We start from the raw sequence: 23,469 nt of genomic DNA, 5'->3' as shown, positions 1-23,469 counted from the left end.
AAAACGCGAAAAGTGGGGTGGGAGCGGGTTCGTTCGACCGGGGAAGGCCGGATTCCGGTCTTGCGGATCAAGGCGTCGGGAGCACGAGAACGATGGAGAGAACGAGAACGAGAGGGTCGCGTCGGTCGGGTCCGGCGGCCTTAGAGGCTGTCCAGATCGACGAGGATTTCGCGTGGGCTGGAGCCGTTTTCCGGTCCGACGATGTCGCGGTCCTCGAGCATGTCCATGATGCGGGCGGCGCGGTTGTAGCCGATGCGCAGGCGGCGTTGGATCATCGAGGTCGAGGCGCGCTTGGTGGATTTGAGCACCCCGAGCGCGCGGTTGTAGAGTTCATCGTCCTCGTCGGAAGGACCATCGTCGTCGTCACCGCCGCCTCCCTTGGAGTCTTCGGAGCTTTCGATCTTCTCCTGCACGTCCTGTTTGTAAATCGGCAGGCCGTTGTGAGCCTGCATGAACTCGACGATGTTCATGACTTCCTCGTCGGAACAGAAGGCGCCCTGCGAACGCACGAGCCGGGCGGTGCCGGGCGGGGAAAAGAGCATGTCGCCGCGACCGATGAGATTGTCGGCTCCCTTGGTGTCGAGAATGGTGCGCGAGTCGATTTGGGACGCGACTTGGAAGGCGATGCGGGAGGGCAGGTTGGCCTTGATGACGCCGGTGATGACGTTCACGGACGGACGCTGGGTCGCGATGATGAGGTGAATACCGGCGGCGCGAGCAAGCTGTGCGAGGCGGGCGATCGAGGTTTCGATCTCGGCGGGAGCGACCATCATCAAGTCGGCCAACTCGTCGATGATCGCGACAATGTAAGGCAGTTTCTCGGGCAGCTCGACCTCGTCGTCGGGGGTGACGCCGGGCAGATCGGCCTGATCGGGCGGAGCGTCGGGCAGGTCGGGGGCGACGTTCTTCTTCTTGCGATTGTTGAAGCCGATGATGTTGCGCACGTTGCACTTGGCGAAGAACTGGTAGCGTTGCTCCATCTCGGCCAGTAGCCACTTGAGCGCGCCGGGCACCATCTTGGGCGACGTGACGACCGGAATGAGCATGTGGGGCAGGGTGTTGAACACCTTCAACTCCACGACCTTAGGGTCGACCATGATCATCCGCACTTCGTCGGGCGTCTTGGAGTAGACGATCGAGGCGACGATGGAGTTGATGCACACCGATTTACCCGAGCCGGTCGCGCCGGCGATGAGCAAGTGGGGCATCTTGGCGAGGTCGGACACGAGCGGTTTGCCCGAGACGTCCTTGCCGAGGGCGATGGGCAGCTCGGCCTTGGTGCTGACCCAGTCCTGCGACTCCAGGATCTCCCGCATGCCAACGGCGGTGGGATGTTGATTGGGCACTTCGACACCGACGGCGGCCTTGCCCGGAATGGGGGCGAGGATACGCACCGATTGGGCGCGCATGCCGAGGGCGATATTTTTGTCCAACCCGGAGATTTTTTCCACCCGGACGCCGGGCGCGGGAATCACTTCATAACGGGTGATGACCGGGCCGACGTGAATCTCGCCGAGGGAGACCTTGACGCCGAATTCCTCGAGGATGCGCAGCAGGTTGTCGGCGTTGCGCTGGTGTTCCTCCTCGGAGTTGTCCTCGTGTGGTTTGGCCTGTTCGGTGAGCAGACTCTTGGGCGGATATTCGTAGCTGCCGACTTTTTTGGGGGCGTCGGCGTTGCGGGCTTTTTTCAGCTCCTCGGCTTTGACGATCTTGAGCGGACTCGACGTGCCCCCGGAGGGCGGGGAGGTTTCGGACCCGTCGTTGGGTTTACCGAGGGAAAGTCCGATGACCTTGGGCTTGGGTCTGGGCTCGGGAGCTGGCTCGGGTTCGGGTTCCGGCGTGGGTGCCGGGGCGGGGCGTTTGGCGGGGGCCTTGGCGAGCGGATCTTCGGTGCCGCCGGCGAGTTTGATCTCCTTGGTGGCCACGGCGGCGCCGGCCTTGGCGGCTTCTTTCTTGGCGGCCTTTTCTTCGGCGATGCGTTCTTTCTCGGCGAGTTTGGCGGCTTTGATCGCAGCTTTTTCCTCTTCTCTCAGTTTGGCGGCGATGGCTTTGGCGGCGCGTTTTTCTTCGGCGCGCTCGGCGCGACGCTCCCGGCGGTGAGCCCGCCAGTCGTGGAAACTGGTGATCAGTTTCTCGCACTGCGCGGCGATATCACGGGTGAAAATAATGACGAGCGCGACCACGTCGATGGTCGCGAGCAGCGAGGCCGAACCAAACACCCCGACCGTATCGAACAGCAAGCGATCATAGACCCAGAATCCCAGCACGCCACCGAGTCGTCCGTCGGGGAAAAACTGACTCTCCGCGAACGAGTCCATCTTGATCATCGCGGCGAGACCGCAGGCCGAAACGATGGCCAGGGTCATGGCGGTGAAACGACCGAAGGCGAGTCGGCGGGAGTGCCGGACGGCGATCCACAAAGACCAGAAAGAGAAGAGCGGCACCATCCACGCGCCGAGGCCGAGGGCGACGAAGCTGATGCGGGCGACGTCGGCCCCGATTTTACCCACCAGATTTTTGTCCGCCGGGCCGGTCGAATCCGTCGTCATGTAGCCCTCTTGCAACGGATTGTAGTCGAGGTAGGCGACTGTCAGCCACAGGCCCAACAACAGGCAAAGCACCGCAATCATCCAACGCGGACGATCGCGCGGTGGTTGGAATCCGTTGGAGCGTTTGTTTGAGTTTGAAGTCCTAGACTTGGCCATGTGAGTTGAGCTGCGCGGCAGGTGTCCGCTAACGTTGGCTCGGGTGGATTTCACGTCTGTCAGCAGACCGGTCAAATGTAAATAACCCTCTCTGGAATTTCAGATTTAACCCTCTCTTAACATGCAAGAAGTCATTCGTTTTCAACCGCTTTACCAAGATCGCGTCTGGGGTGGTCGGGTGCTGGAGACCGCCCTCGGTCGCACGCTGCCGCGCGAAGGTCCCATCGGTGAAAGCTGGGAAGTCGTCGACCGGCCCGAGGCCCAATCGGTGATTTCCGACGGACCCTGGAAGGGGTTGTCGATTCGGGAGGCGTTGGCGGGCCACGCCGCCGAGATCATGGGACCGGATTGGCCGGCGGACCGGCCGTTTCCGATTTTGATCAAATGGCTCGATTGCCGCGAGCGGCTCAGTCTGCAGGTGCACCCCCCGGCGGAAATCGCCCCAGCCATGGGTGGTGAGCCGAAGACGGAAAATTGGTATATCGCCGAAAGCACGCCCGACGCGAACCTGATCGTGGGGCTCAAGGCGGGGGCTACGCGCGCCGACTTTGCGGCGGCGCTGGTGGACCATACGTTGGAGTCCTGCGTGCATCGTTTCCCGGTGTCGCCCGGGGATTCGATTCTGGTGCAGAGCGGCACGATTCACGCCATTGATGGGGGTAATCTCATTCTGGAAATTCAGCAAAACTCCGACACGACCTACCGGGTTTACGATTGGGGGCGGGTGGGTTTGGACGGAACGCCGCGGCAGCTGCACATCGCCGAGTCCATCGCTTCGATCGATTGGGAGGTGGTCGAACCCGAGCCGGTGCGCGCCGCCGCCGAGGATGCGGTGATTGCGTCGAGCCAGGAGTTCACCATCCGTCGCGTGCCGATGGCGGCGGGCGCAACCCTGAGCTTTGCGGCGGGTGAGCAAGCCCGACTGGTGAGCGTCGTGACCGGAGAGGTTTCGACTGGCGGGAAAAGTGCTCCGCTGACCAAGGGCGAGAACGCGTTGCTGCCCTATGCGGGGGCGTTCACGCTGACCGCCGTGACTGATGCCATGGTGTTGGTTACCGAAAATTTTGCTTAAGCGCCTTCCCGCTCCGGCCCCATGAATACTTCCGAACTGAATCAGCGTCCCGTGGCTCGCCTCCGCTCTGAACGAGGGGGCGCTTTCCTCAAACTATTGGTGTTGATGGCGATCGTGGTCGCGGTGGTCGTGTTGGCTTGGATGATTTTTCTGCCTACAACGGTGGCCAAGGTGCTCACGGATCGCAGTGGGTTTCGCACCGAAATCAGCAAGTTGGCGTTCAATCCCATCGGGGGCGGTTTTTCCGGAAGTGAATTGGAAATCACCAACCCGGCGGTTTATGGCGGAGACGCCTTCGTGAAAGTCGCGCAGTTTTCCGGGCGGTTGGAAACGTCCACCGTCACCAAGGAGGAGTTTGTCATCGATGAGCTATTCATCGATCTCACGGCGATCAAGGTGATCATCCCGGGTGACGGAACATCCAATGCCGAAGCGTTCGGGGAGGCCTTGATCGCGCAGATTACGACGTCACCCGACTACCCGGACTATGCCGTCGCGGGATTGCCGGTGATTGGTGATGGTCCGCAGCGCGTGCTGATCCGTCGTCTGCATCTCAAGATCGGACGGGTCGACGTGGTGCAGCCCGACCTCGGTGCCAAAGGCAGTTTCGGCGAGCAGTTCAATTTCGAAGGCACATTCGACAACGTGCGTCGGTGGCAGGATATGTTCACCCCGGAGCTGGTGAAGCGACTGGCACAGTCGCCCGCCGTGTGGCAGGCCCTGCTTTCGAGCGGTATTTTGCCCGAGGATCTCGGGGGCGCGGGGCCGCTGCAGGAAATTTGGCGCAAAGCGGGCAGCACCTTGAATTCATTCCTTCGTAAACTTGATCAAACGCCAAAGCCGTAGTGTAGTAGGCCCTTTGCAATGAACGATACTGCGTCCAAGACCGATCCTACCGACTCCGAAGAGACCGCCGCCCAAGCTGCAGCGGCTCCTGAAACCGCTCCCGAAGAGGCGACTGCCGCTGAGCCTGTTGAAGCCAGCGTGGAAGTCGAACCCACTCCGGAAGAGCTGCTCGAAAAAGCCCGGCAAGAAACTGCCGCGGCCAAGGAATCCCATCTGCGGGCCGTGGCCGATCTGGAAAACTTCCGCCGTCGCACCGCGCGCGAGAAAGACGACCTGCGTGCCTTTGCCGCCGCCAATGTCGTGGAAGAACTCATGCCGGTGTTGGATAATCTCGGGTTCGCGCTGACCGCGGCCAAGGCGCCCAATGCCGAGCTCAAGTCGCTCGTCGAGGGCGTCGACATGGTTGCCACCCAGTTCAAGACCGCGCTCGGCAATCACGGGCTCAAGGAAATCAATCCGGTGGACGGAGACTTTGATCCCAACCACCACGAAGCCCTGTCCCAACAACCCAGCGACGACGTCGCGGAAGGCAAGGTGCTCCAGGTCATCCGGGTCGGCTACATGCTCAACAGTCGTTTACTGCGTCCGGCTTCCGTGATCGTTTCCGGTGGTCCCGCCGCCGCGGCGGCCGACGATGCCGGCGAAGCCAAGGAGGAATCCTAACCGCTCGGTCCGTCCGCGCTGATCCAATCCCGCTATGGCGAAAGAAGATTTTTATAACCTGCTCGGCGTCGAACGCGGAGCCTCCGACGACGAACTCAAAAAAGCCTACCGCAAAAAAGCGGTGAAGTTTCACCCGGACAAAAATCCGGGCAACAAACAGGCCGAAGAAAAGTTCAAGGAGATCTCCCACGCCTACGAGATCCTCAAAGACCCGCAAAAACGGGCGGCCTACGATCGTTACGGTCACGCCGCCTTCGAAGGCGGCGCGGGCGGTCCCGGGGGCATGGGTGGCATGGGCGGCGCCGGTGGCGGCGGTTTCCATGATCCGTTCGACATCTTCCGCGAAGTCTTTGGAGGCGGCGGAGGAGGAGGCGGTGGCGGCGGTGGCGGCGGCGGCATCTTTGAGGAGATGTTCGGCGGCGGCGGCGGTGGCGGAGGAGGCGGTGGTCGCCAAGACGGATCCGACCTGCGCTACGATCTCGAAATCACCCTCGTGGAAGCGGCCAAGGGCTTTGAAAAGGAACTCTCCTTTCGCAAGGCGATGGCCTGCGATCGTTGCAATGGCAGTGGGGCCGAGCCGGGTTCCAGCCGGGTGACGTGCCCGACTTGTGGTGGCGTGGGCCAAGTGCGTCGCAGCGGCGGCATCATCACCTTCCGTCAGACCTGTCCGACGTGCGGCGGCTCCGGCAGCAAGATCGAAAAAGCCTGCACGCAATGCCACGGTGAAGGCCGTGAATCCAAGACGTCCAAGATCAAAGTGCGTATCCCGCCGGGCGTCGATACGGGCTCGCGTTTGCGCTCCGTCGGCAACGGCGAAGCGGGTCTCGCGGGCGGCCAGCCCGGCGATCTCTATATCGTGCTCACGGTCAAGGATCATGAGATATTCGAGCGCCAGGGCCAGGACCTGTTCTGCGAGATTCCAATCAAGTTCACGCTCGCCGTGCTCGGCGGCACCATCGAAGTGCCGACGTTGTTTGGCAAAGCCTCGCTCAAGATCCCGTCGGGCACCCAAAGCGGCACCACGTTCCGCCTGCGCTCCAAAGGCATGCCTTCGCTGCGCGGCGGCGCGCAGGGCGATCAACTCGTGCGCGTGCATGTCGAGGTGCCCAAGAAGCTCACCGACGAGCAACGCACGTTGTTGGAGCAATTCGCCCTGGTCAGTGGCGATGCCGATCAGCCGACCGAGGAAGGTTGGTTCGAGAAGGCCAAGAAGTTCTTCTAGACCGAATCATGCGTGTGGTCATCCTCGGGTCCGGTGGCGGTTCCAATGCGGCGGCGATCCTCGCCGCCGCGGCCGCGGGCAACCTGGGGCGCGCGCAGGTCGTGCAGCTCATCGCCGATCAACCCACCGCCGGGATTCTGGCGCATGGGGAGACCTTTGGCGTGCCGGCGCAGTATCTCGATCCCGCCCCGTTCAAGACCAAACTCGAAGGCGCGGGCGAAGATTGCTACATGGAGACAATCGCGGCGCTGGCGCCGGACTTGATCGTGCTCGCGGGTTTCATGCGCGTGATCAAGCCGCGCTTCATCGCGGCGTTTGCGGGCAAGATCATCAACCTGCACCCGAGTTTGCTGCCGAGTTTTCCCGGCCTCGACGGCATCGGGCAGGCATGGCGCCGCGGCGTGAAAGTTTCGGGGTGCACCGTGCATTACGTGACACCCGAAGTGGACGGCGGGCCCATCATTGACCAAGTGGTGGTGCGCATCGAGCCACAGGATACCCTGGTGACGTTTGGGGAGAAAATGCATGCCGCCGAACACAAGCTGCTGCCGACGGTGATCGCTCGGCTCAGTCGGCAGGCGTGAAGTTGGATAGATCGATGATCAGTGTCGCCACGTTACCGTGAATCGCACTGCGAGCGGTTCGACGGGATGCAAATGCACGTCGTCGACGCCCGCCGCCGGTTCGCCGGGCAGGCGTGAGGCGTAGTAATATTCGATGTCGTTGTCGGCTCGATCAAAGACGTTGAACACGTCGCAGGTGACTTCCCACGCGTTGCTGCGCCAGCCGAGGCGGGCGTTGACCAAGGTCGAACCATCGCCGCGGATCGAGCCGTCTTCGGTTAGCACCCGCGGTCCGAAATGCCGCAGGCGCATTTCGCTGAACCAGCCTTCGGGGCGACCGACCCGCACACCGCCACTGAAAACCCGATCGATGGCACCTGGAATGTAGTCGGCACCCGGCGCATTTTTGAAACGAGCATGGGTCAGCGCGAGGTCGGCTTCCAGGGAAAGCCAGGGCAGGGGTTGGTAGAAGTTGGTCCATTCCACGCCGTGCCGCCGACTGGCGCCGGAGGCCTCCGTGCCGCCGGCATCGCCAACGAACACGAGTTCGGATTCATTCTCCAGTTGGAACAACGCGACGGTGCTCACGAGGCCGGGCCAGGCTGAGGTGCGCCAACCCAGTTCGAAACCGCGCGAACGCGCCAACGGGTCGACGGCGGACGCGGGGGAGCCGTCGGCGGGGTCGATCGTGACGGTGGTGCCGCGGGCGTCGTTGCTGTGGAAGCCGAAGCCGGCGCCGGCGTAGAGTTCGGTCGCCTTTCCGAGTTGGTAGATGGCCGCCAGTTTGGGACTGACGATGGTGTCGTCGCGGCGTCCGGAGTTGGCAGCCAAGTCGCTGTCGACGTCGAAGCCGTAGATGTCCGCCCGCAGGCCGCCCGTGGTGCGAAATCGATCGGTCCACCGTGTTTCGTTTTCCCAAAAAACGCCCAGACTACCTTCTTTTACGGCGTCACTGCGCACGGTGCCGAGGCGTTGGCGCGCGGCGGTGCGATGCAGTCCCACCTCATCGATCAGATCAACTTGAGCCTGTAGGCCGATGGTGTCGCGCCGCGGGTATCGCGCCGATGCAGAGCGCCATTCCTGGCTCCATGATCCGCCGAGAATGATACGATCGTCGACCTGCTCGAACTGATCGCCATCGGCGGGATCATCCAAAAAGTAGGTGAAGTTTGAATACAGCGACAGGTCGTAGTGCGTGGCGAACAGGTTCAGCCGCGTTGTAGCGTCGGCCCGGCGCCATTCGCCTTCGAAGGTGGTGGCGAAGCGGGAAGACGCGCCGCCATTGGTCGGGTCGATGGTGTCGAAACGGTTCAACGTGCCCGCCGCGATGGCGCGGGCAGGGATTTGGTCGGTGGACATCCAGGTGGCATCGTAACCCATGGCGGTGAAGGTCAGCGAACGATCCGCCGTGGATTGGTGGTAGCGCAGGAACACGTTGGCTCGCTCGAAGTCCTCCGGATTTACGAACGGACCGTCGTAGGCCGACCATTCGGCGGCGGCCGTCAGCACGCCTTGACCGGTCGTGGTGGAACCGCCTACCACAGCACGGCGGTGGCCGTTTTCGCCCCAGCTGATGCTGGCGAAATCGCGCGGCAAAGCCGTAAAGAAGTTCAACTCGGCCGCGCCAGCCGCGGAGAAATCGCCGACCGCTGGATAGAACGGTCCTTTGTTGAAACGAATGCCTTCGACGAGTTCAGGAATGATCCAATTGAGATCGGCGTAACCCTGACCATGGCCGTGGGTGCGCAGGTTGATCGGCACGCCTTCGGCGAAGAGCGCGAGGTCGGTGCCGTGGTCGAGGTTGTAGCCGCGCAGGAAATACTGGTTGGCCTTGCCGCCGCCGGAGTGCTGGGTGACGACGAGGCCGGGCACGACCTCCAGCAACTCGCCGCGGCGCAGAAGCGGTCGAGTGTTGAGTTCGGCGGCGGCGACACGGCCCTGTGACGCGGTGGCGGCGACATCAAGCATGTCGTCGGCACGTCCCAACACCGTCATGGCGTCGAGCGTGATGGGAGGAGCGGAAGTCGGCGTTTGCGCCGACATGGAGGAACTGAAGATCGCAGCCGCTGCGAGGCCAGCCACAAAGCTCACGCGCGAAGCGCGAGCGGGAAGATTGAAAAGTTGCATGAAGATCGGTGCCCGATGGTGGGCGATGAAAGGGAGCCGCCCCCGCGTTGCCCCGGAGTGAGCCGTGGGCGCGATGGGTCGGAGAAGCAGGCGAAGCGGATCACGCCCGTGAACGGGCTCGTCGGGCAAACAGGTCGCGCCGACGGTCGTGATGCCGCGGAGTCAGTTGGCGTTTGCCACTCAGACTCGCGGGGGCGGCAGCGGCACTTCGCCGGGCGCAGGGGATTTCGCGTGCATCGACCGATGGACGGACCAGTCAGGTGACGGTTCTGCATGCCACGCGATCAGGGTGTCGCTGGCGTAAAGGTGGAGTTTTCGCGCCGTGGTTTCGCCGTTGGGTGCGGCCGGAACTGGAGTGCCCTCGGAGGCGTTTGGGGCGACGTCGGGAGTCGGCTGGGCCGGGACGGAATGTTGCGTCAGGGCGCGGGCCACTTCCAACGTGAGTTGTTGTTGGTGGGATAGTTTTGCGCCGATTGCTTGGTAGGAAACCGCCAGACGGGGCAAAAAGTGCGCGGGTTGGTTGATCAGAACCCAGCCGAAAAGCAAAAACCCGATCGACCATGACCACAGCAGTCCCCGGCGCTCGCGAGTGCGTCGACGAGCGAAGGCGCGCGTCTGGAGGCTCGGAGTCTGGATGGGGAAGGCGAGGGTCATGAGAGACGAAACTCAGCCACTGCAAATGGCTTCTGAACTGCTGCAATTTAAAAATCTCATCATGGAGTTTTAACGTCGGATAGTTGGAGTTGGATTCCTAAATCGTGCAATGGGCGGTCGAGTTGGCCCCGATTGGCGAAATTTTCCGCATGCCACCGCTGCGACCCCTCGCCAAGTTCCACCCTATAAGCCGTTGAAAGAGGGGATCATACGCTTGCGGAATCCGCCGCCGCGCCTGATCGTCAACTTCTTCATGAGTGTTAAGGTTTTTGTCGATGGTTCCGAAGGCACCACGGGACTTCAGATTCACGAGCGGCTGGTGAGCCGCCCGGAGGTGGAGCTCGTCCCCATCGAACCGGCATTGCGCAAGGACCCGGCGGCGCGGGCGGACTGCCTGAATGCCGCGGACGTGGCGTTTCTGTGTTTGCCGGATGTCGCCGCGCGGGAATCGGCGGCGTTGGTGACCAATCCCGATACCATCGTGATCGACGCCAGCACGGCGCACCGGACTGATCCGGCGTGGTCTTATGGTTTACCCGAGCTGGGCGTGGAGTATCGCCGGCGGATCGAGACCGCGAATCGCATTGCCAACATCGGCTGCCATGCCGGCGCGTTTCTGCTCGGCGTCGCGCCGCTGGTGCAGTCGGGTATTGTTCCTGTGGATACACGACTGTCCTGTTTTTCGATCACGGGCTACAGTGGTGGTGGCAAAAGCATGATTGCCGATTACGAAGCGACGGACCGTCCGGCCACGTTGCTCAGCCCGCGTCCCTATGCGTTGGGGCTGGCGCACAAACACCTCCCGGAAATGCGTCAGCACGCAGGCCTGACTCACGCGCCGTTGTTCAATCCGGTGGTGGGTCCCTTCCGGCAGGGGTTGGCGGTGACGATCCCGTTGGCGTTGCGCGCTCTTCCCGGGAACGTTTCGCCTGCGAGCCTGCACGCGGCGTTGAGCGAAGCGTATGCCGGTGCCACGTTTGTGCGGGTGTGTCCGCTGGGCGATGACGCCAACTTGGACGGTGGCTTCCTGGATGCGCAGGCGTGCAATGGCACGAATCGCGCCGACGTGATGGTGTTTGGTCACGACGAACAAGCCGTGGTGATCGTGCGGATCGACAATCTCGGCAAGGGGGCTTCGGGTTCGGCCATTCAATGTATGAATCTACGGCTGGGGCTGGCGGAATCGGCCGGGCTGACGGTCTGATTTCCATGACTGACCTGCCTCCACCGAACGCCCGCCGGGTGCTGATTGTGGAGGATGAACCGTCGATTGCCGATACGTTGGTTTACGCGCTGCGCACCGAAGGGTTCGACGCGGTGCATTGCCTGACGGGGCGGGCGGCGTCGGCCGAGGTGGCGCGGCAGGTCCCGGATATCGTGCTGCTCGATGTCGGCCTGCCCGATACCAACGGTTTCGAATGGTGCAAACAACTGCGACGGGAGCACACGGTGCCGGTGGTTTTTCTCACGGCCCGCAGCGACGAAATCGATCGCGTGGTGGGCCTCGAAATCGGGGGGGATGATTATGTCACCAAACCGTTCAGCCCGCGGGAGCTCACGGCGCGGGTGCGAGCGATTTTACGACGCGGCCCGGCCCGACCGGAGGTGATGCCGGGATCGCAATCCGCCGCCCCCACGGTGCGCGTCGATGAAGAGTCCTGCATGGCGTGGTATCACGGCACGGCGCTGCAGCTGACCCGTTACGAGTTTCGGCTGCTCGCAGCGTTGAGTCGCCGTCCCGGTCGGGTGTTTTCGCGCGATGCGTTGATGGCGGCGGGCTGGGAAGACCCTGCGGCGAGCACGGATCGGACCGTGGACGCCCACATCAAAACCCTGCGGGCAAAGCTGCGTGCCGTGCAGGCGACGGATACGCCGATCTGCACCCATCGCGGGATGGGCTACTCGTGGAAGGTGACGCCATGAAAATCCGCACGGCGATATTTGGCACTTATGCGTTGGCCTCGGCGGTGGGACTGGCGGTGTTGATGCGATTCATCCTGGCGGAAGTGCGGCCGCGTTATGAGTCGTCGATGAAGGTCACGATGCAGGAGGCGGCCAGCCTGTTGGCGGTCACGCTGGCGGCGCAGAAAACGGAGGACTGGCCCCAGGTTTTCGAGCGGTTGAAATATGCGAGTCGCGGCCTGCGGGTGAGGGTGGAGGATGAGAACGGGGACGTGTTGTTTGATTCTCGTCCGGAAGCGGAACGCCTGGTGCTAAACCCGGCACCGATACGCTATAAAAGCGTCAAGTCCGCCTCGAGTCAGATGATTGACGGTCGACCGCTGAGCACCACCGGGGAGTTGGTCGTCAGTGCGCCGATCATGGTCACGGGGGGCGAAAATCTCGGGCGGCTCTTTCTGGCGCGACCGCTGCGCACGGTGAATGAGTTTGTCTGGTCGGAGCGGTTGAAATTGGTCACGGGCGCGAGCCTCGTGGCCCTGGTGATGTTGGGACTGGGGTGGTGGTTGGCCAATCGGTTGACGCGGTCGCTGGAGCGCTTGGCGGGTTACGCGGCGGCGGTGCGCGACGGGGTGGATGTGAAGCCGCCCGTGACCAAGGCCCGCGAAATCGAGGCGCTGGGTGAAGCCTTTGAAGGCATGCGGCGGACCTTGGAGGGCAAGGACTACGTGGAGCACTACACGCATAACCTGGCGCACGAATTGAAAGCGCCGTTGTCGGCGATTCGCGGAGCGGCCGAGCTCATGCAGGAACGAGAAATGTCCGAGGCCGACCGGGCGAGATTTTTGCGCAATCTGCAGGCGGAGTCGGTGCGAATCCAAGGCATCATCGATCGCATGTTGCGGTTGACGGCGCTGGAGTCGCGGCAGGGCCTGGAGGCACCGAGCGAAGTTGATTTTGTCGGGGTGATTCGGGAGGCGGTGACATCGCTGGCCGTGCCCGCCGAACATGCGGGGGTGAAGGTGAGTTTTGACGACCGCACCGCCGGGGCGGCGCGGGTGCATGGCGAACGTTTTCTGCTGCTGCAGGCGGTGGTCAATCTCGTGCAGAATGCCATCGAGTTTTCGCCGGAAGGCGCGACGGTGAGCATCACATGTGTGTCCGCGCCGGAGGGGAGCTGGCGGGTGGACGTGTGCGATGGTGGTCCGGGCATTCCGGATTTTGCGGAAGGTCGGGTGTTCGAGCGTTTCTTTTCGATGCCGCGCCCCCGCAGTCGGCGTAAGAGCACGGGGCTGGGGCTGAGTTTTGTGAGCGAAATCTGTCGGCGTCACCGGGGTGAAGTGGGGCTGACCAATCGCACGGATGCAGCGGGCGCCCGGGCTTGGTTGCGTTTTCCGCCTCCGGCCGGGTAGCGCGGGGGAATTCCGCCCGCGCGGAATTCATCGCGATTTCATCTTCAGTTCACACGCCCTTCACCGCCGGGGTCGATCATGGCGGTGATGAACGAATCCTCCTCCGTCCCGCCCCTGCCCTCCATCTCCGTCAACGCCGCCGAGTCGGCTCGCCGACGGCTCACCAACAAACTCATTATGATCGCCGCGGTGATCACGATCCTGCAGGTGCCGCTGTGGTTGATCGATTCGACGCGGGACGAACGGGCAAAACGACATGCCGAATCGGTGGCGGCGATAACCACGTCGTGGGGCGGCGATCAACGGTTGATGGGGCCGGTTCTGGTGGTGCCGTATATTTGGACCCAGGAAAACGGCCAAGTGTTGCGCGCTGAAGGCGAGATGCGTTTGTTGCCGGAGACGTTGGCGGTGACGGGCGACCTCGCTACGCGGGAGTTGTCACGGGGCATTTACCGAGCGCAGGTGTATGCGGCGGCCCTGCACGTGGAGGGGCGATTCACGGTGCCGCCGAAGTGGAGGCGTGATGCCCGGTGGCAGATGCAGTGGGAACAAGCGCGTCTCGTGTATGCGGTGAGTGATGCACGCGGTCTGCGAGCTGAGCAGAGTCTGCGGTGGAACGGGGCCCCGGCGGAGCTGCAGGGAGGCACCGGGATGACGAATTGGCCGGCGGGCATGCAGGCACCCGTGACGATCGATCCGGTGATGGGCGCGGCGTTTGAAATCACCCTGAACCTTGATGGCAGCGGGGCGTTGGAGTTCGTGCCGCTGGCGAGTTCGACGGATGTGGCCCTCAGCTCGACCTGGCCGTCGCCGGGATTCCGCGGGGCTTATTTGCCGTCTGAGCGCACGGTCGAGCCGACCGGATTCGCGGCGAAGTGGAAAATCGGTGCGTTGGGCAACGACCTGCCGCGCGACTGGATGGGCGGAGGCGATGCGGCGGTGGCCGAGCGCATGAGCGCGGCGACGTTTGGGGTCGGGTTGGTGCCGGAAGTGGGGGAATACCGCACGATCGAACGGGCGATAAAGTATGGTATCCTGTTTTTGGTGACCGTATTTGCCGGGTTTTTCTTGGGCGAAGTCGTGGGCGGACGCTCGCTGCACGTGCTGAACTACCTGTTGGTGGGGGCGGCACTGTGTTTGTTTTATCTCGCGCTGCTGGCCTTGTCGGAATTCTGGCGATTTGGCTGGGCCTACATCGCGGCGGCGGGGGCGTCCACCCTGCTGGTGGGATTGTATGCGACGGCCGTGATGGGGGCGCGCAAGCCGGCGGGCGTGCTGGGACTGTTGATGGCTGGCATCTATGGTTATCTCTACTTTGTGCTGCAACTCGAGGACGTTGCGTTGGTTGGAGGCACCGTGCTTCTGTTTGGGCTGCTGGGAGCGGTGATGTATGCGACGCGTCACCTGCGGTTTGACGATGCCACGGCGTTGGGCGGACCAATGGGGGGGACCAAGGCATGAAGGTCTACCATCTGCCGCGTCTGCGTTGTGCCATGCTGGGACTGTTGCCGTGGCGGCTAAGGAAGCCCGCAGTGCGGCGACCTCCCCCGCCGGTGGTTAAACAAGTTGTCAGTGGCTGAAACGACGGCTCAGCTGCGGGCATGAATTTGTGTGAAATCAAAGCGACGCTGCCGGTCGATACCGTGGATGCCGTCGACGATCTGTTGTTGGAACGAGGCGATGCGCGCTGGAGTGTGATGCATGACGTGCTGATTCCGGCGGCGTGGCTGATCGGCATGTTTGAAAGTCGGCCCGATGCCGAAGCCGCGTGGACCGATCTCGCCTCGGAATTGACCGGCGCGGGTGAACCGGAGTTTCGCAATCTCGGCGACGAGGACTGGCGCAACAGTTACAAACTGCACTTCAAACCGTGGCAATGTGGTCGCCTGCATTGGGTGCCGGTGTGGGAGCGCGAGACGTATGCCCTGCCGGCGGGCGATGTGGCGATCTGGCTCGACCCGGGGATGGCGTTTGGCACGGGTAATCACGAGACGACGCGGCTGTGTTGCGAGCGCCTCGTAGAGTGGGCGAAGACGGCCCCGACCGAAGCGCGGGTAATCGATGCGGGATGTGGCTCGGGCATTCTCGCGATTTCGGCGGCGCGGTTGGGGTTTAGCGATATTCGCGGGTTCGACAACGACGTGGAAGCCGTGCGCATCAGCGATGAAAACGCGGCGCTTAACGACCTGACGGGCGTGATTCGTTTCTACGAAGGGGATCTGGTTTCGGGGTTTTCGGGAGAGCCGGGTGATTTGATTTTTGCCAACATTCTTGGCCACGTGCTCATGCAGTTTGTGCCGGAATTGGTGACGGCGGTTGCACCGGGTGGGCTGTTGGTGCTCAGTGGCATCCTTGCCTATGAACTTGATCAAGTCCGTGATGCCTTCACCTCCGCGGTGCCCACTTGGGAAGTTCAAACTCGCATCATGGGCGAATGGGCCGATGTCGCGCTGCGCCGGGTTTAGGGTCTGGCTGTTGCTGTTACTCGGTGCGCTCTCGGCGCTGACCGCGACGGCGCACGATCCGGGGTTGAGCAGTTTGGAAATCACCGCGACGGTTGATGGCGTCCAAGTGGAGCTGCGACTATCGGCGACAGATGCGGCGGCGGCGGTTCCGTTGGCGGATCTTGATGATGATCGCGTGCTCGATCAGATCGAGGTCGAGGAAAGTGGCGCGGCGTTGCAAGCGGCGGGACTGGCTTGGGTTGACTTCAGTGCGAGCGACCGAGCGATCCCGATGTCGAGAGTGGCGGCCGTTTGGGAAGCGGAAGACGAGGACGTGATGTGGCATACGAGAATCGCTCAACAGCCGGAGGGAAATTGGACGGTGAACTCAGAACAGTTTGCCACGTTGCCGCCGGGGCATCGACTTTTTGTGACAGCCCGCTTGGTGTCGGGCGAGATCGTTGCAGAAGGCCTGCTCGGGGCGAACAACGCGACGCTGATTGTGCCGTGGGGCGAGCGCTCGGTTGGTGTTGAAGCCGTTGAGACAGAGCATGAAACCACGGGGAACTCAGGCGGCAGTCGGCTCTGGTTGTTCTTCAAACTCGGGGTGGAGCACATTCTGATTGGGTTCGATCATCTGTTGTTTTTGGCCGGGCTGTTGATCGCGTGTCGCGGGTGGAAAGCCATGCTGGCGGTGATCACGAGTTTCACGGTCGCCCATTCGATCACGCTGGGATTGGCGGCGCTGAATGTGGTGCAGTTCCCCGCGGGATGGGTGGAGCCGTTGATCGCGGCGTCGATCGTCTACGTCGGGGTCGAAAATTTGTGGCGAGGTGACGAGGAACCCAAGGGACGTTGGCTGCTGACTTTTGGGTTTGGGCTCATCCATGGGTTTGGATTTGCGGGAGTTTTGCGGGAGTTGGGGCTCGGTTCCGATGGGCAGACCGTGGTTTCGGCTTTGTTCGGATTCAATGTCGGCGTGGAGGTCGGTCAGGCGGCAATCGCACTGCTGGTATTGCCGCTGTTGGCGAAAGCTCGGCAGTGGCCATCGTTTGAGCGCAGAGGGCCCATGATCGTATCGCTCGTCGTTACCGGGATGGGCCTGTTCTGGCTCATCGAGCGCACGCTGCTCTGATTTGCAGTCGGTTCCCGGTAGAGAATTATTAATTGCAAAAATATTGAAATAGTAAGATGCGTATAATCAATGACTAATGAATTAATCTATTAGGCTTTTCGATTTAAGGAAGAACCGATCCTCCGTTTCGCACGACTACAGAGTTGATGCAGAAGTTTTTAAGCAACGGGATCTGGATTAACAGCTGGCTCATGCTGGCAGTGGCAATCGGAGTCTCTGGTGCGCGTCTTCCGGCTGAACGCATTGTGTTGGCCGATCCGGGAGTGGACGGTCCTGTGGCCGAGCAAGTGCGTCATTGGCAGGAGAAGATTCGAGGCGGTCAGCGCGATCGCACGCAGAGTTTTGAGCGACTCGGCTGGGCTTTCGTCAACCTCGGTCGACTGCGCAGTGATGCAGGATTTTTCAAACTGGCCGAGTTATCCGCCGACGCGATGGATGCCCAAGGAGAAGCTACTCCGGGAGCAGATCTGCTGCGCGGCCATGCTTGGTTGCAGCAGCATCGTTTTGCCGATGCTGAAAATCTGGCCCGTCGGCTGGTCGCCGATCGTGGCGCACCCAAAGATTACGCGCTCTTGGCGGATGCGACGATGGAACAGGGTAAACTGGCCGAGTCGGTTGCGGCCTGTCAGGAACTGGTGAATCGCCAGCCAGGTTTGGAAGCTTCCGTTCGTATCGCGCAGTTGCGGTGGTTGCACGGGGATTTACCGGGAGCGATTCAAGCCATGGCGATGGCGAACCGCGTGGGTGGCAACTTGCCCGTCGAAACCACCGCTTGGACCCAGGTGCGGTTGGGCCACTTTCAATTGCTGGCGGGGGAGATCGATCAAGCGCAGCGATGGGCGGACCAAGTTTTAGATACTCACCCTGACTATGCTGCCGCATGGCTGCTGCGCGGACAGGTGGAATTGGCGACGGGTAATACCGAAGGCGCCGTGGTGGCGCTCGATCGTGCTGCCGCCTTGAATCCGCTTCCCGGATACGTTTGGTGGCAAGCTGAAGCCCTGCGGGTTGCCAGTCAGCTTGATCGCGCGACCGAGATCGAAGCCACCATGGCCAAACACGGTGCGGCCGCCGATCCGCGCACGCTGGCCCTTTTTTTGGCCACCCGCCGCAGTGGGACGGATCGTGCGGTGACTCTCGCCACGGCCGAACTCCACGAACGGGCAGATGCCTATACTTACGATGCCTTGGCGTGGTCGCAATGGTCCGCTGGCAACATCGAGGCCGCCGCAGATTCCATCGAACGCGCTCTCGCCACCGGTTTGAGTGACGGCCGCGTCTGGCTGCATGCCGGCGTGATCGCCGCGGCGAACGGAGCTCCTGATCAAGCCGCCACCTACCTGGCCCGCGCGAACGATTTTGCGACCGGCCTGATGCCCAGTGAGCGGGCGCTCCTAGCCGCCGCTACGTCGGCTACCAACTGAATTTCCTCTAGCCCAACCAAACCAACCCAGACCATGAATATGATACCCAAATCCAGATTACGAATCGCCGCCACGCTGAGTGCGCTCGCGATTCTCACCGGCGCGATGCTGCCGACAACCGCCTCCGCTTCCAGTCACATGGACGCGCCATTGGTCACGCTCGACCCTGCGGCCAACACGACCGACCTCTATGCGTTTCTGACGCAGCGTGCCGGTCAGAAATACTTGCAGGTTTCGCTCGGCGTTTACCCGCATGAGGAGCCCGGCGTAGGCCCCAATAAATACAACTTTGACGACAACGTGCTTTACCAGATTTTCCTGTCGACCGGGGACGATCTGGCGTCGGGCGCTGATTCGATCGCCTACCAATTCAAGTTTTCCACTACCTACAAGAACGACAGCACAATTCTCCAGAGCTATCTCGGAGTCGTGAGCGCGGTCGACGACGCCAACCAGAATCTCACGCAAACCTATACGGTGACCCGCGTGGTGAACGGTGTCTCCACGGAGCTCGGCACGGGAGTGGTCCCGCCGAACAATCAAGGTATCGCGACTCCCGGCTACAACGTCGGTGGCGGCGAAGGTCGCGCCAAGGATGGTGTCGTCACGCCTGCTACCCTCGATCCCTACACCGCGCAATCCATCGCCACGCTGACCGACGGCTATCGCTCGTTTGCAGGCCAACGCGAAGACGGTTTCTACGGCGACGTGCAGTCCATTTTTGACCTCCTCCAACTGCGCTCGGGCGACAAAACCTTCGACAGTCAGGGTGGGTATAACATGCACAGTATCGCGCTGGAAATCCCGGTCAGTGAAATTGGTGGCGACCAGCAGGTGGTCGGAGTTTACGCCACCACCAGCCGTCGCGCATCTCGCGTTCTCACCTCGACAGGTGATCCGGTCGAAACCGGTCCTTGGGTTCAGGTTGGCCGTCAGGGTAACCCGCTCTTCGCAGAGGCGATGATTGGTATCAAGGACAAGGATCTCTATAACCGCACCAAGCCGACGCAGGACGCCGCGCTGTTCCGTCAATATGCTTCCGAGCCCGAACTCGCCGCGCTCATCAACGCCATCGTCTTCAGTGGTCAAGCCGTGGCGCCGACCACGGGCCGCACCGATCTCGTCGGTATCTTCATACCCGATCTCCTCAAGGTTGATCTCTCAACCGGCCCGGCTCGTTTGACCGGTGGCGGATTGCCGGATGAAGGCCACTCCCGCTTGAGTGTCTTCGGGGGCGATGCCCTGACCTCTGAGGTGCAGGCGGGGTTGCCTGGTTTTCCGGCGGGCACCATCGCCGGTGGATGGCCCAATGGTCGTCGCTACGGTGATGACGTGATCGACATCGCGGTCACCGCGATTATCAGCGACCTGCGCACGGATCCGCTCACGATTCGCTCGGCCGACGGCATCGACAACATGTCGTTCAACGATGCGGTTTATAACAAGACCTTCCCGTATGCCGCTACACCTCACAGCGGTCGAAACTACATCCACAACGGAGGTGAAGCGGTCTCGCCACTGTTCAATCTCTCGATTCGCGGCGCGGTGGGAAATGGCTACAGTTCACTTATCAGTGGTTTCATCATCCGTGGCACTGAGCCGGTGACAGTCCTGGTGCGTGGCCTTGGCCCGACGCTGGAGACGTTCGATGTCGAAGGTGCGCTCGGCGATCCCGTGATCCAAGTTTGGAAAGACGGCTCCATGGTGGCGATGAACGACAGTTGGGGAGAAACGCAGCGAGCGGATATCCAAGACACCGGATATGCTCCGGCTTACGCCAATGAAGCGGCGGTTATTGTGACGCTGCAACCGGGGGCTTACACGACGCTGCTCAATGGCGTGGATGGCGGCACGGGCATTGGTCTGCTCGATGTCTTTTTGGTGGAGTAATCACCGCCGCCGTTTTGCTGCCGCAAGGTTGCAGGACCCCAAGCAAATCGACCCCGGATGGAGCTTTCTTCGTCCGGGGTTTTTTCGTGGTAGGCCGACTCGATCGAACCATGGTGTGCGCAGTAGTTCAAAACGTCGATCGATGCGGGGCTCCAATTGCGAAAATTAACACTTTCCGAGGCGCCGTGTAACCAGCCCGAGCGAATTAAAGAGAGGATCGGAAGGAGTTCCAGAACGCCAAAACCCGTGCGAGTGGGTAGCGCAAAATGCAGAGGGACCCGTCGCGGCGTCGTTCAAAATGCCCGGCATTTCCGGAAGAGAAAGGCATCCTGATTTTTTGATAATTTCATAACGAATGAATTATCAATATAATGCGTTAGATCGCCGACGATATTTCCAGAGGTGGGCATGGGGTTGGCAACAAGGAGAGGTGAAACTGCGTGAAGCGCGCGAACTCTTAACCCACCTAGAAAAATGAAATCCTCCAAGACCACTACCATCACATTGCTATCAACCTCAATTTTGGCGATCAGCGCCGCAGTTGGGGTGTTGCATGCTCAAGACGACGTCGAGCGCGAGCCGTTCTATTCCAACGATCGTCGCCTCCAGCGGTCCACGACTGCTCCCGATCCGGACGTCAACAAAGCATCTTCCACCTCCACTTCCTCATGGTCTCAGTCAGAAACCGCGGTGGAAGCGTCCCCTGAGAACAGCGCCATGATCGCGAGCATGCCGCCGCCGTTGTCACCCGGTGCCGCTCGCGAAGGCGTGCCGGCGATCGGCGTCAAGACGGGTGAATGTTACGCCCAGGTGCTCGTCGAGGCCGAGATGGTTCCGGTGACCGACCGTGTGTTGCTCAAGGAAGAAAGCTACGAATTGGTCGAGATCCCGGCCCGGTTCGAACAGGTCGAGGAGCGCGTCATGGTTAAGGCCGGTTATGAGAAACAAGAAATCATTCCCGCCACCTACAAGACGGTGGAGGAAAAGGTGCTGAAGAGCCCTGCTTACACCCGCCAGGTTCCGGTTCCCCCGGTCTATGAAACCCGCACCACCAAAGTGATGGTCAAGCCGGAGCGCGTTTACTGGACGGAGGGAGAAAATCCCATCACCGAGTTGGAAAACCCGACCAGCGAGATCATGTGTCTCGTGCGTGAGCCCGCTGAATACGAGACCGTCACGAGCCGCGTCTTGGTGCAGGCTGCCTCGTTCCGCGAAGAAACCGTTCCCGCCGAATACGAAACTTATACCCGCACCGTTGTCGATACGCCCGCCAAGGTGAACGTTGTTAAAGTCGCCCCGGTCTACGAGACCCGCAAAGTCCGCAAGATGGTGGCCGCTGCCAAGACCGAGCGTCGGGTGATTCCCGCCGAATACGGTGATGTCGACCGCTTGGTCGCCCAGGGTGAAAGTCGTATCGAATGGCGCCGCGTGCTGTGCGAAACCAACGCCACGCCTGAGGTCGTCGCGCAAATCCAAACGCAGTTGAAGGATCGCGGCTACAAGGTGAAAGTGAACGGCGAACTCGATCGTCGGACCATGGCCGCCCTGCGCGATTTCCAAAAGGATAACGAGCTGCCCCTCGCCGGAGTAAGCTATGCCTCGCTCGACGCGCTGGGCGTGAAGGCCTAATGGGTCGTCCACCACGCGCGAAGCGAAAACACCTCGCCATCAAGGCACCGTGGGATCAGCCCACGGTGCCTTTGTTTTTTATAGGGAACGGAACGTGATCCTAGCTTCGTAGGTGAATGATGAATACGATCGAGCGCTGCGATCAGTCCCGCAGCGTCGCGCGGCGAAGTTCCGTGCGCAGGCCCCAGGTGGTGACGGCCAACAGCGCCGCATTAAAGAGCAACGAAGCGGCATCGATCGTGCGGGCGGTGGCAAAGCAACCGCACGAGATGTCGAGGCCGCGACCCCACGCCGAGGCCACGGCGACCATGAACAAAGCGGAGAATCCGCAGGCGCTCAACCATGCGCCGGACCGCCACACGTTTAACAGCAAGGCACCGCCGATGACGATTTCAGACCACGGCAGGAAATGCCCGCCGATTTGCGCGAGGGCAGGGGACACCAAATCATAGCGTGTGATGGCCTCGGCGAGGGCGTGAGGATCGGTGATTTTCGTCAGACCGCTGCCCGCGAAAAGCAGACCGGTGCCGATGCGTGCCGCGGTGGTGCCGGTGGTGGACGACGAGGGGGGCGTTTTCATGGCAAATTAAAGTCGCGCAGTGCCTGCCAACCGTCATGTAGCACCCAGACGTTTTCGGCGCCGAGTTCGCGCCGAAGGCGGCGGGCCACTTGGTCAGCGGCGTCGCACGACGCGGAGCTGCAGTAGACGATGATGGGGCGGGACGGAGTCCAGTGCGCCAGGAGTTCGGGCAATGCGGCGTCCCAGTCGGCGACCGGTAGATTGATCGCGGTGGGAAAATGCGCGTCGGCGTAGGCCGTTCGGTGACGGGCGTCGATCCACAGCAGCGACCCGGATTCCACTGCGGCCAGCGCCCGGGCCTCCGCCAGTGACAGGTGGTAGCGAGGCAGGGCCGCTAAATTGGTAACGGCGTGCGGCGCGGCGGAGTTCGCCCGCTGCCCGAGGTAGGAAAGCGCGGCGGGTGGAACGGCCAGCGTCAACAGACCAAGCGCTTGCAACACCGCTCGACGGAAGATCATCGCACGAGGAGATAAACTGAGGATTCGGCCAAAAGTTCGTCGTCGCCCGCATACAGTTGAAGGGGCAAGTGCCAGGAGGCGGCTTGGGTCGAATCAGTCGGACGTGCCGTGAGCATGTAAGTGGTCGGATCGGTTCCCAGGCTGAGGTGGGTTTCGAGGCCGGAAGGCAAGTCGCCGAGGCGTAGTTGCAGGGGGCGGTCGGTCGTCGCCAGCTGCACGGTAAGGGAACGCTCTTCGGCTTGGGCGGATAGCGGCCAAAACAGGACGCGCGGGGAAAGGGTGAACCAGGGGGTGATGAGCGCCTTGAGTTGCAGGCTGACGGTCTTGACCTGGGCACCGGCGCCCTCTCCATGGCGCAGTTTGACGAGCAACTCGCGGTTGACCTCACCTTCCAGTCCCCGGGTGTCGAGCGTGAGTTTCAGTTCGCTGGATTCCCCCGGGGCAAAGGCGCGTTGGGGCAGCGCGGCGGTGGTGCAGTCGCAGTCGACCTGCAGATCGATGATCGTCACCGGTTGGTCGCTGCGATTGGTGAACGCGTAGGTGGCGACATGTTGCTTCGCGCCCACGGGAAGCTCGACGGATTGTTGAGCTTGGTCCCATTCCAACTCGGCCTGCAGCGAGAGCGCTCCGAGCAACAGGAGAAGGGAGCGGGCGGAGCGGGCGACAGTGGAACCGAATACGATCATAAGACGTCGGTATCGACTCCTGTAAGCGTGTTTGGTTCGCGAGAACGCGCGCCTTTGCAG

Annotated in this window: 20 protein-coding genes; 14 read left to right on the top strand and 6 right to left on the bottom strand. The window is 61.8% G+C overall.

Features of this window, described 5'->3' with window-relative positions; genetic code table 11:
* Window positions 1-140: 140 nt before the first annotated feature.
* Entirely contained in the window at window positions 141-2,630 is a 2,490-nt protein-coding gene (locus PXH66_RS16720; RefSeq protein ID WP_330930691.1) for an FtsK/SpoIIIE family DNA translocase, read from the bottom strand.
* A 196-nt stretch (window positions 2,631-2,826) separates the two neighbouring features.
* On the opposite strand from PXH66_RS16720, the gene PXH66_RS16715 reads away from it, so the two are divergent.
* Genes PXH66_RS16715 through purN form a run of 5 tightly spaced genes read left to right on the top strand, consistent with a single transcriptional unit; the run spans window position 2,827 to window position 7,092 of the window.
* On the top strand, window positions 2,827-3,777 hold the full coding sequence (locus tag PXH66_RS16715) for a type I phosphomannose isomerase catalytic subunit (protein ID WP_330930690.1): 951 nt from the start codon (window positions 2,827-2,829) through the stop codon (window positions 3,775-3,777).
* Window positions 3,778-3,798: 21 nt separating this feature from the next.
* Complete coding sequence (locus PXH66_RS16710; protein WP_330930689.1) at window positions 3,799-4,623, top strand: hypothetical protein; 825 nt, start codon at window positions 3,799-3,801, stop codon at window positions 4,621-4,623.
* An 18-nt stretch (window positions 4,624-4,641) separates the two neighbouring features.
* Window positions 4,642-5,286 carry a nucleotide exchange factor GrpE gene (locus PXH66_RS16705; protein ID WP_330930688.1) on the top strand — a complete coding sequence of 215 codons (645 nt, stop codon included), beginning with the start codon at window positions 4,642-4,644 and terminating at the stop codon, window positions 5,284-5,286.
* Window positions 5,287-5,320: 34 nt separating this feature from the next.
* Entirely contained in the window at window positions 5,321-6,508 is a 1,188-nt protein-coding gene (gene dnaJ, locus PXH66_RS16700; RefSeq protein WP_330930687.1) for a molecular chaperone DnaJ, read from the top strand.
* 8 nt (window positions 6,509-6,516) lie between these two features.
* Entirely contained in the window at window positions 6,517-7,092 is a 576-nt protein-coding gene (purN, locus tag PXH66_RS16695) for a phosphoribosylglycinamide formyltransferase (protein WP_330930686.1), read from the top strand.
* 18 nt (window positions 7,093-7,110) lie between these two features.
* Here purN and PXH66_RS16690 read toward each other — a convergent pair whose 3' ends face one another.
* Entirely contained in the window at window positions 7,111-9,198 is a 2,088-nt protein-coding gene (locus PXH66_RS16690) for a TonB-dependent receptor (RefSeq protein WP_330930685.1), read from the bottom strand.
* Between the two features lie 180 nt (window positions 9,199-9,378).
* Window positions 9,379-9,852, bottom strand: coding sequence for a hypothetical protein (locus tag PXH66_RS16685; protein ID WP_330930684.1), 474 nt, complete (start codon window positions 9,850-9,852; stop codon window positions 9,379-9,381).
* A gap of 253 nt (window positions 9,853-10,105) precedes the next feature.
* On the opposite strand from PXH66_RS16685, the gene argC reads away from it, so the two are divergent.
* The 9 genes from argC (at window position 10,106) to PXH66_RS16640 (ending at window position 21,685) form a co-directional block, all read left to right on the top strand.
* Window positions 10,106-11,056, top strand: coding sequence for an N-acetyl-gamma-glutamyl-phosphate reductase (gene argC / locus PXH66_RS16680; RefSeq protein WP_330930683.1), 951 nt, complete (start codon window positions 10,106-10,108; stop codon window positions 11,054-11,056).
* Window positions 11,057-11,061: 5 nt separating this feature from the next.
* Complete coding sequence (gene creB / locus PXH66_RS16675) at window positions 11,062-11,775, top strand: two-component system response regulator CreB (RefSeq protein ID WP_330930682.1); 714 nt, start codon at window positions 11,062-11,064, stop codon at window positions 11,773-11,775.
* A complete protein-coding gene (locus tag PXH66_RS16670; RefSeq protein WP_330930681.1) occupies window positions 11,772-13,163 on the top strand; it encodes an ATP-binding protein in 1,392 nt (463 codons plus the stop codon). The genes creB and PXH66_RS16670 overlap by 4 nt, the downstream gene beginning before the upstream one ends.
* An 87-nt stretch (window positions 13,164-13,250) precedes the next feature.
* Window positions 13,251-14,624 (top strand): cell envelope integrity protein CreD, encoded by a 1,374-nt coding sequence (gene creD / locus PXH66_RS16665; RefSeq protein ID WP_330930680.1) that lies wholly within the window; start codon window positions 13,251-13,253, stop codon window positions 14,622-14,624.
* 140 nt (window positions 14,625-14,764) lie between these two features.
* A complete protein-coding gene (locus PXH66_RS16660; protein WP_330930679.1) occupies window positions 14,765-15,628 on the top strand; it encodes a 50S ribosomal protein L11 methyltransferase in 864 nt (287 codons plus the stop codon).
* A complete protein-coding gene (locus PXH66_RS16655; protein ID WP_330930678.1) occupies window positions 15,606-16,742 on the top strand; it encodes a HupE/UreJ family protein in 1,137 nt (378 codons plus the stop codon). The genes PXH66_RS16660 and PXH66_RS16655 overlap by 23 nt, the downstream gene beginning before the upstream one ends.
* A gap of 146 nt (window positions 16,743-16,888) precedes the next feature.
* Entirely contained in the window at window positions 16,889-18,166 is a 1,278-nt protein-coding gene (locus PXH66_RS16650; RefSeq protein ID WP_330930677.1) for a tetratricopeptide repeat protein, read from the top strand.
* A gap of 33 nt (window positions 18,167-18,199) precedes the next feature.
* Window positions 18,200-20,056, top strand: a complete 1,857-nt coding sequence (locus PXH66_RS16645) for a DUF4331 domain-containing protein (RefSeq protein WP_330930676.1) — start codon at window positions 18,200-18,202, stop codon at window positions 20,054-20,056.
* A 474-nt stretch (window positions 20,057-20,530) separates the two neighbouring features.
* Window positions 20,531-21,685, top strand: a complete 1,155-nt coding sequence (locus PXH66_RS16640; protein WP_330930675.1) for a peptidoglycan-binding domain-containing protein — start codon at window positions 20,531-20,533, stop codon at window positions 21,683-21,685.
* A gap of 142 nt (window positions 21,686-21,827) precedes the next feature.
* Here PXH66_RS16640 and PXH66_RS16635 read toward each other — a convergent pair whose 3' ends face one another.
* The 3 genes from PXH66_RS16635 to PXH66_RS16625 are packed head-to-tail and all read right to left on the bottom strand — an operon-like array spanning window position 21,828 to window position 23,409.
* A complete protein-coding gene (locus PXH66_RS16635; RefSeq protein ID WP_330930674.1) occupies window positions 21,828-22,265 on the bottom strand; it encodes a MauE/DoxX family redox-associated membrane protein in 438 nt (145 codons plus the stop codon).
* The gene (locus tag PXH66_RS16630; protein ID WP_330930673.1) at window positions 22,262-22,723 is read right to left on the bottom strand and encodes a rhodanese-like domain-containing protein; all 462 of its coding nucleotides are present in this window, start codon (window positions 22,721-22,723) and stop codon (window positions 22,262-22,264) included. Before PXH66_RS16630 ends, PXH66_RS16635 begins: the two co-directional genes overlap by 4 nt.
* A complete protein-coding gene (locus PXH66_RS16625) occupies window positions 22,720-23,409 on the bottom strand; it encodes a DUF1573 domain-containing protein (RefSeq protein ID WP_330930672.1) in 690 nt (229 codons plus the stop codon). The genes PXH66_RS16630 and PXH66_RS16625 overlap by 4 nt, the downstream gene beginning before the upstream one ends.
* Between the last annotated feature and the right edge of the window lie 60 nt (window positions 23,410-23,469).

The organism is Synoicihabitans lomoniglobus, from assembly GCF_029023725.1.
Classification (GTDB): Bacteria; Verrucomicrobiota; Verrucomicrobiia; order Opitutales; family Opitutaceae; genus Actomonas; species Actomonas lomonigloba.
Note: the sequence above shows the minus strand (reverse complement) of the source record. Positions and strands in the feature narration are given on the sequence as shown.

Coding starts and splice junctions, on each gene's coding strand:
- PXH66_RS16720 (WP_330930691.1), bottom strand. CDS start 2,630: ATGATTGCGGTGCTTTGCCTGTTGTTGGGCCTGTGGCTGACAGTCGCC.
- PXH66_RS16715 (WP_330930690.1), top strand. CDS start 2,827: ATGCAAGAAGTCATTCGTTTTCAACCGCTTTACCAAGATCGCGTCTGG.
- PXH66_RS16710 (WP_330930689.1), top strand. CDS start 3,799: ATGAATACTTCCGAACTGAATCAGCGTCCCGTGGCTCGCCTCCGCTCT.
- PXH66_RS16705 (WP_330930688.1), top strand. CDS start 4,642: ATGAACGATACTGCGTCCAAGACCGATCCTACCGACTCCGAAGAGACC.
- dnaJ (WP_330930687.1), top strand. CDS start 5,321: ATGGCGAAAGAAGATTTTTATAACCTGCTCGGCGTCGAACGCGGAGCC.
- purN (WP_330930686.1), top strand. CDS start 6,517: ATGCGTGTGGTCATCCTCGGGTCCGGTGGCGGTTCCAATGCGGCGGCG.
- PXH66_RS16690 (WP_330930685.1), bottom strand. CDS start 9,198: ATGCAACTTTTCAATCTTCCCGCTCGCGCTTCGCGCGTGAGCTTTGTG.
- PXH66_RS16685 (WP_330930684.1), bottom strand. CDS start 9,852: ATGACCCTCGCCTTCCCCATCCAGACTCCGAGCCTCCAGACGCGCGCC.
- argC (WP_330930683.1), top strand. CDS start 10,106: ATGAGTGTTAAGGTTTTTGTCGATGGTTCCGAAGGCACCACGGGACTT.
- creB (WP_330930682.1), top strand. CDS start 11,062: ATGACTGACCTGCCTCCACCGAACGCCCGCCGGGTGCTGATTGTGGAG.
- PXH66_RS16670 (WP_330930681.1), top strand. CDS start 11,772: ATGAAAATCCGCACGGCGATATTTGGCACTTATGCGTTGGCCTCGGCG.
- creD (WP_330930680.1), top strand. CDS start 13,251: ATGAACGAATCCTCCTCCGTCCCGCCCCTGCCCTCCATCTCCGTCAAC.
- PXH66_RS16660 (WP_330930679.1), top strand. CDS start 14,765: ATGAATTTGTGTGAAATCAAAGCGACGCTGCCGGTCGATACCGTGGAT.
- PXH66_RS16655 (WP_330930678.1), top strand. CDS start 15,606: ATGTCGCGCTGCGCCGGGTTTAGGGTCTGGCTGTTGCTGTTACTCGGT.
- PXH66_RS16650 (WP_330930677.1), top strand. CDS start 16,889: ATGCAGAAGTTTTTAAGCAACGGGATCTGGATTAACAGCTGGCTCATG.
- PXH66_RS16645 (WP_330930676.1), top strand. CDS start 18,200: ATGAATATGATACCCAAATCCAGATTACGAATCGCCGCCACGCTGAGT.
- PXH66_RS16640 (WP_330930675.1), top strand. CDS start 20,531: ATGAAATCCTCCAAGACCACTACCATCACATTGCTATCAACCTCAATT.
- PXH66_RS16635 (WP_330930674.1), bottom strand. CDS start 22,265: ATGAAAACGCCCCCCTCGTCGTCCACCACCGGCACCACCGCGGCACGC.
- PXH66_RS16630 (WP_330930673.1), bottom strand. CDS start 22,723: ATGATCTTCCGTCGAGCGGTGTTGCAAGCGCTTGGTCTGTTGACGCTG.
- PXH66_RS16625 (WP_330930672.1), bottom strand. CDS start 23,409: ATGATCGTATTCGGTTCCACTGTCGCCCGCTCCGCCCGCTCCCTTCTC.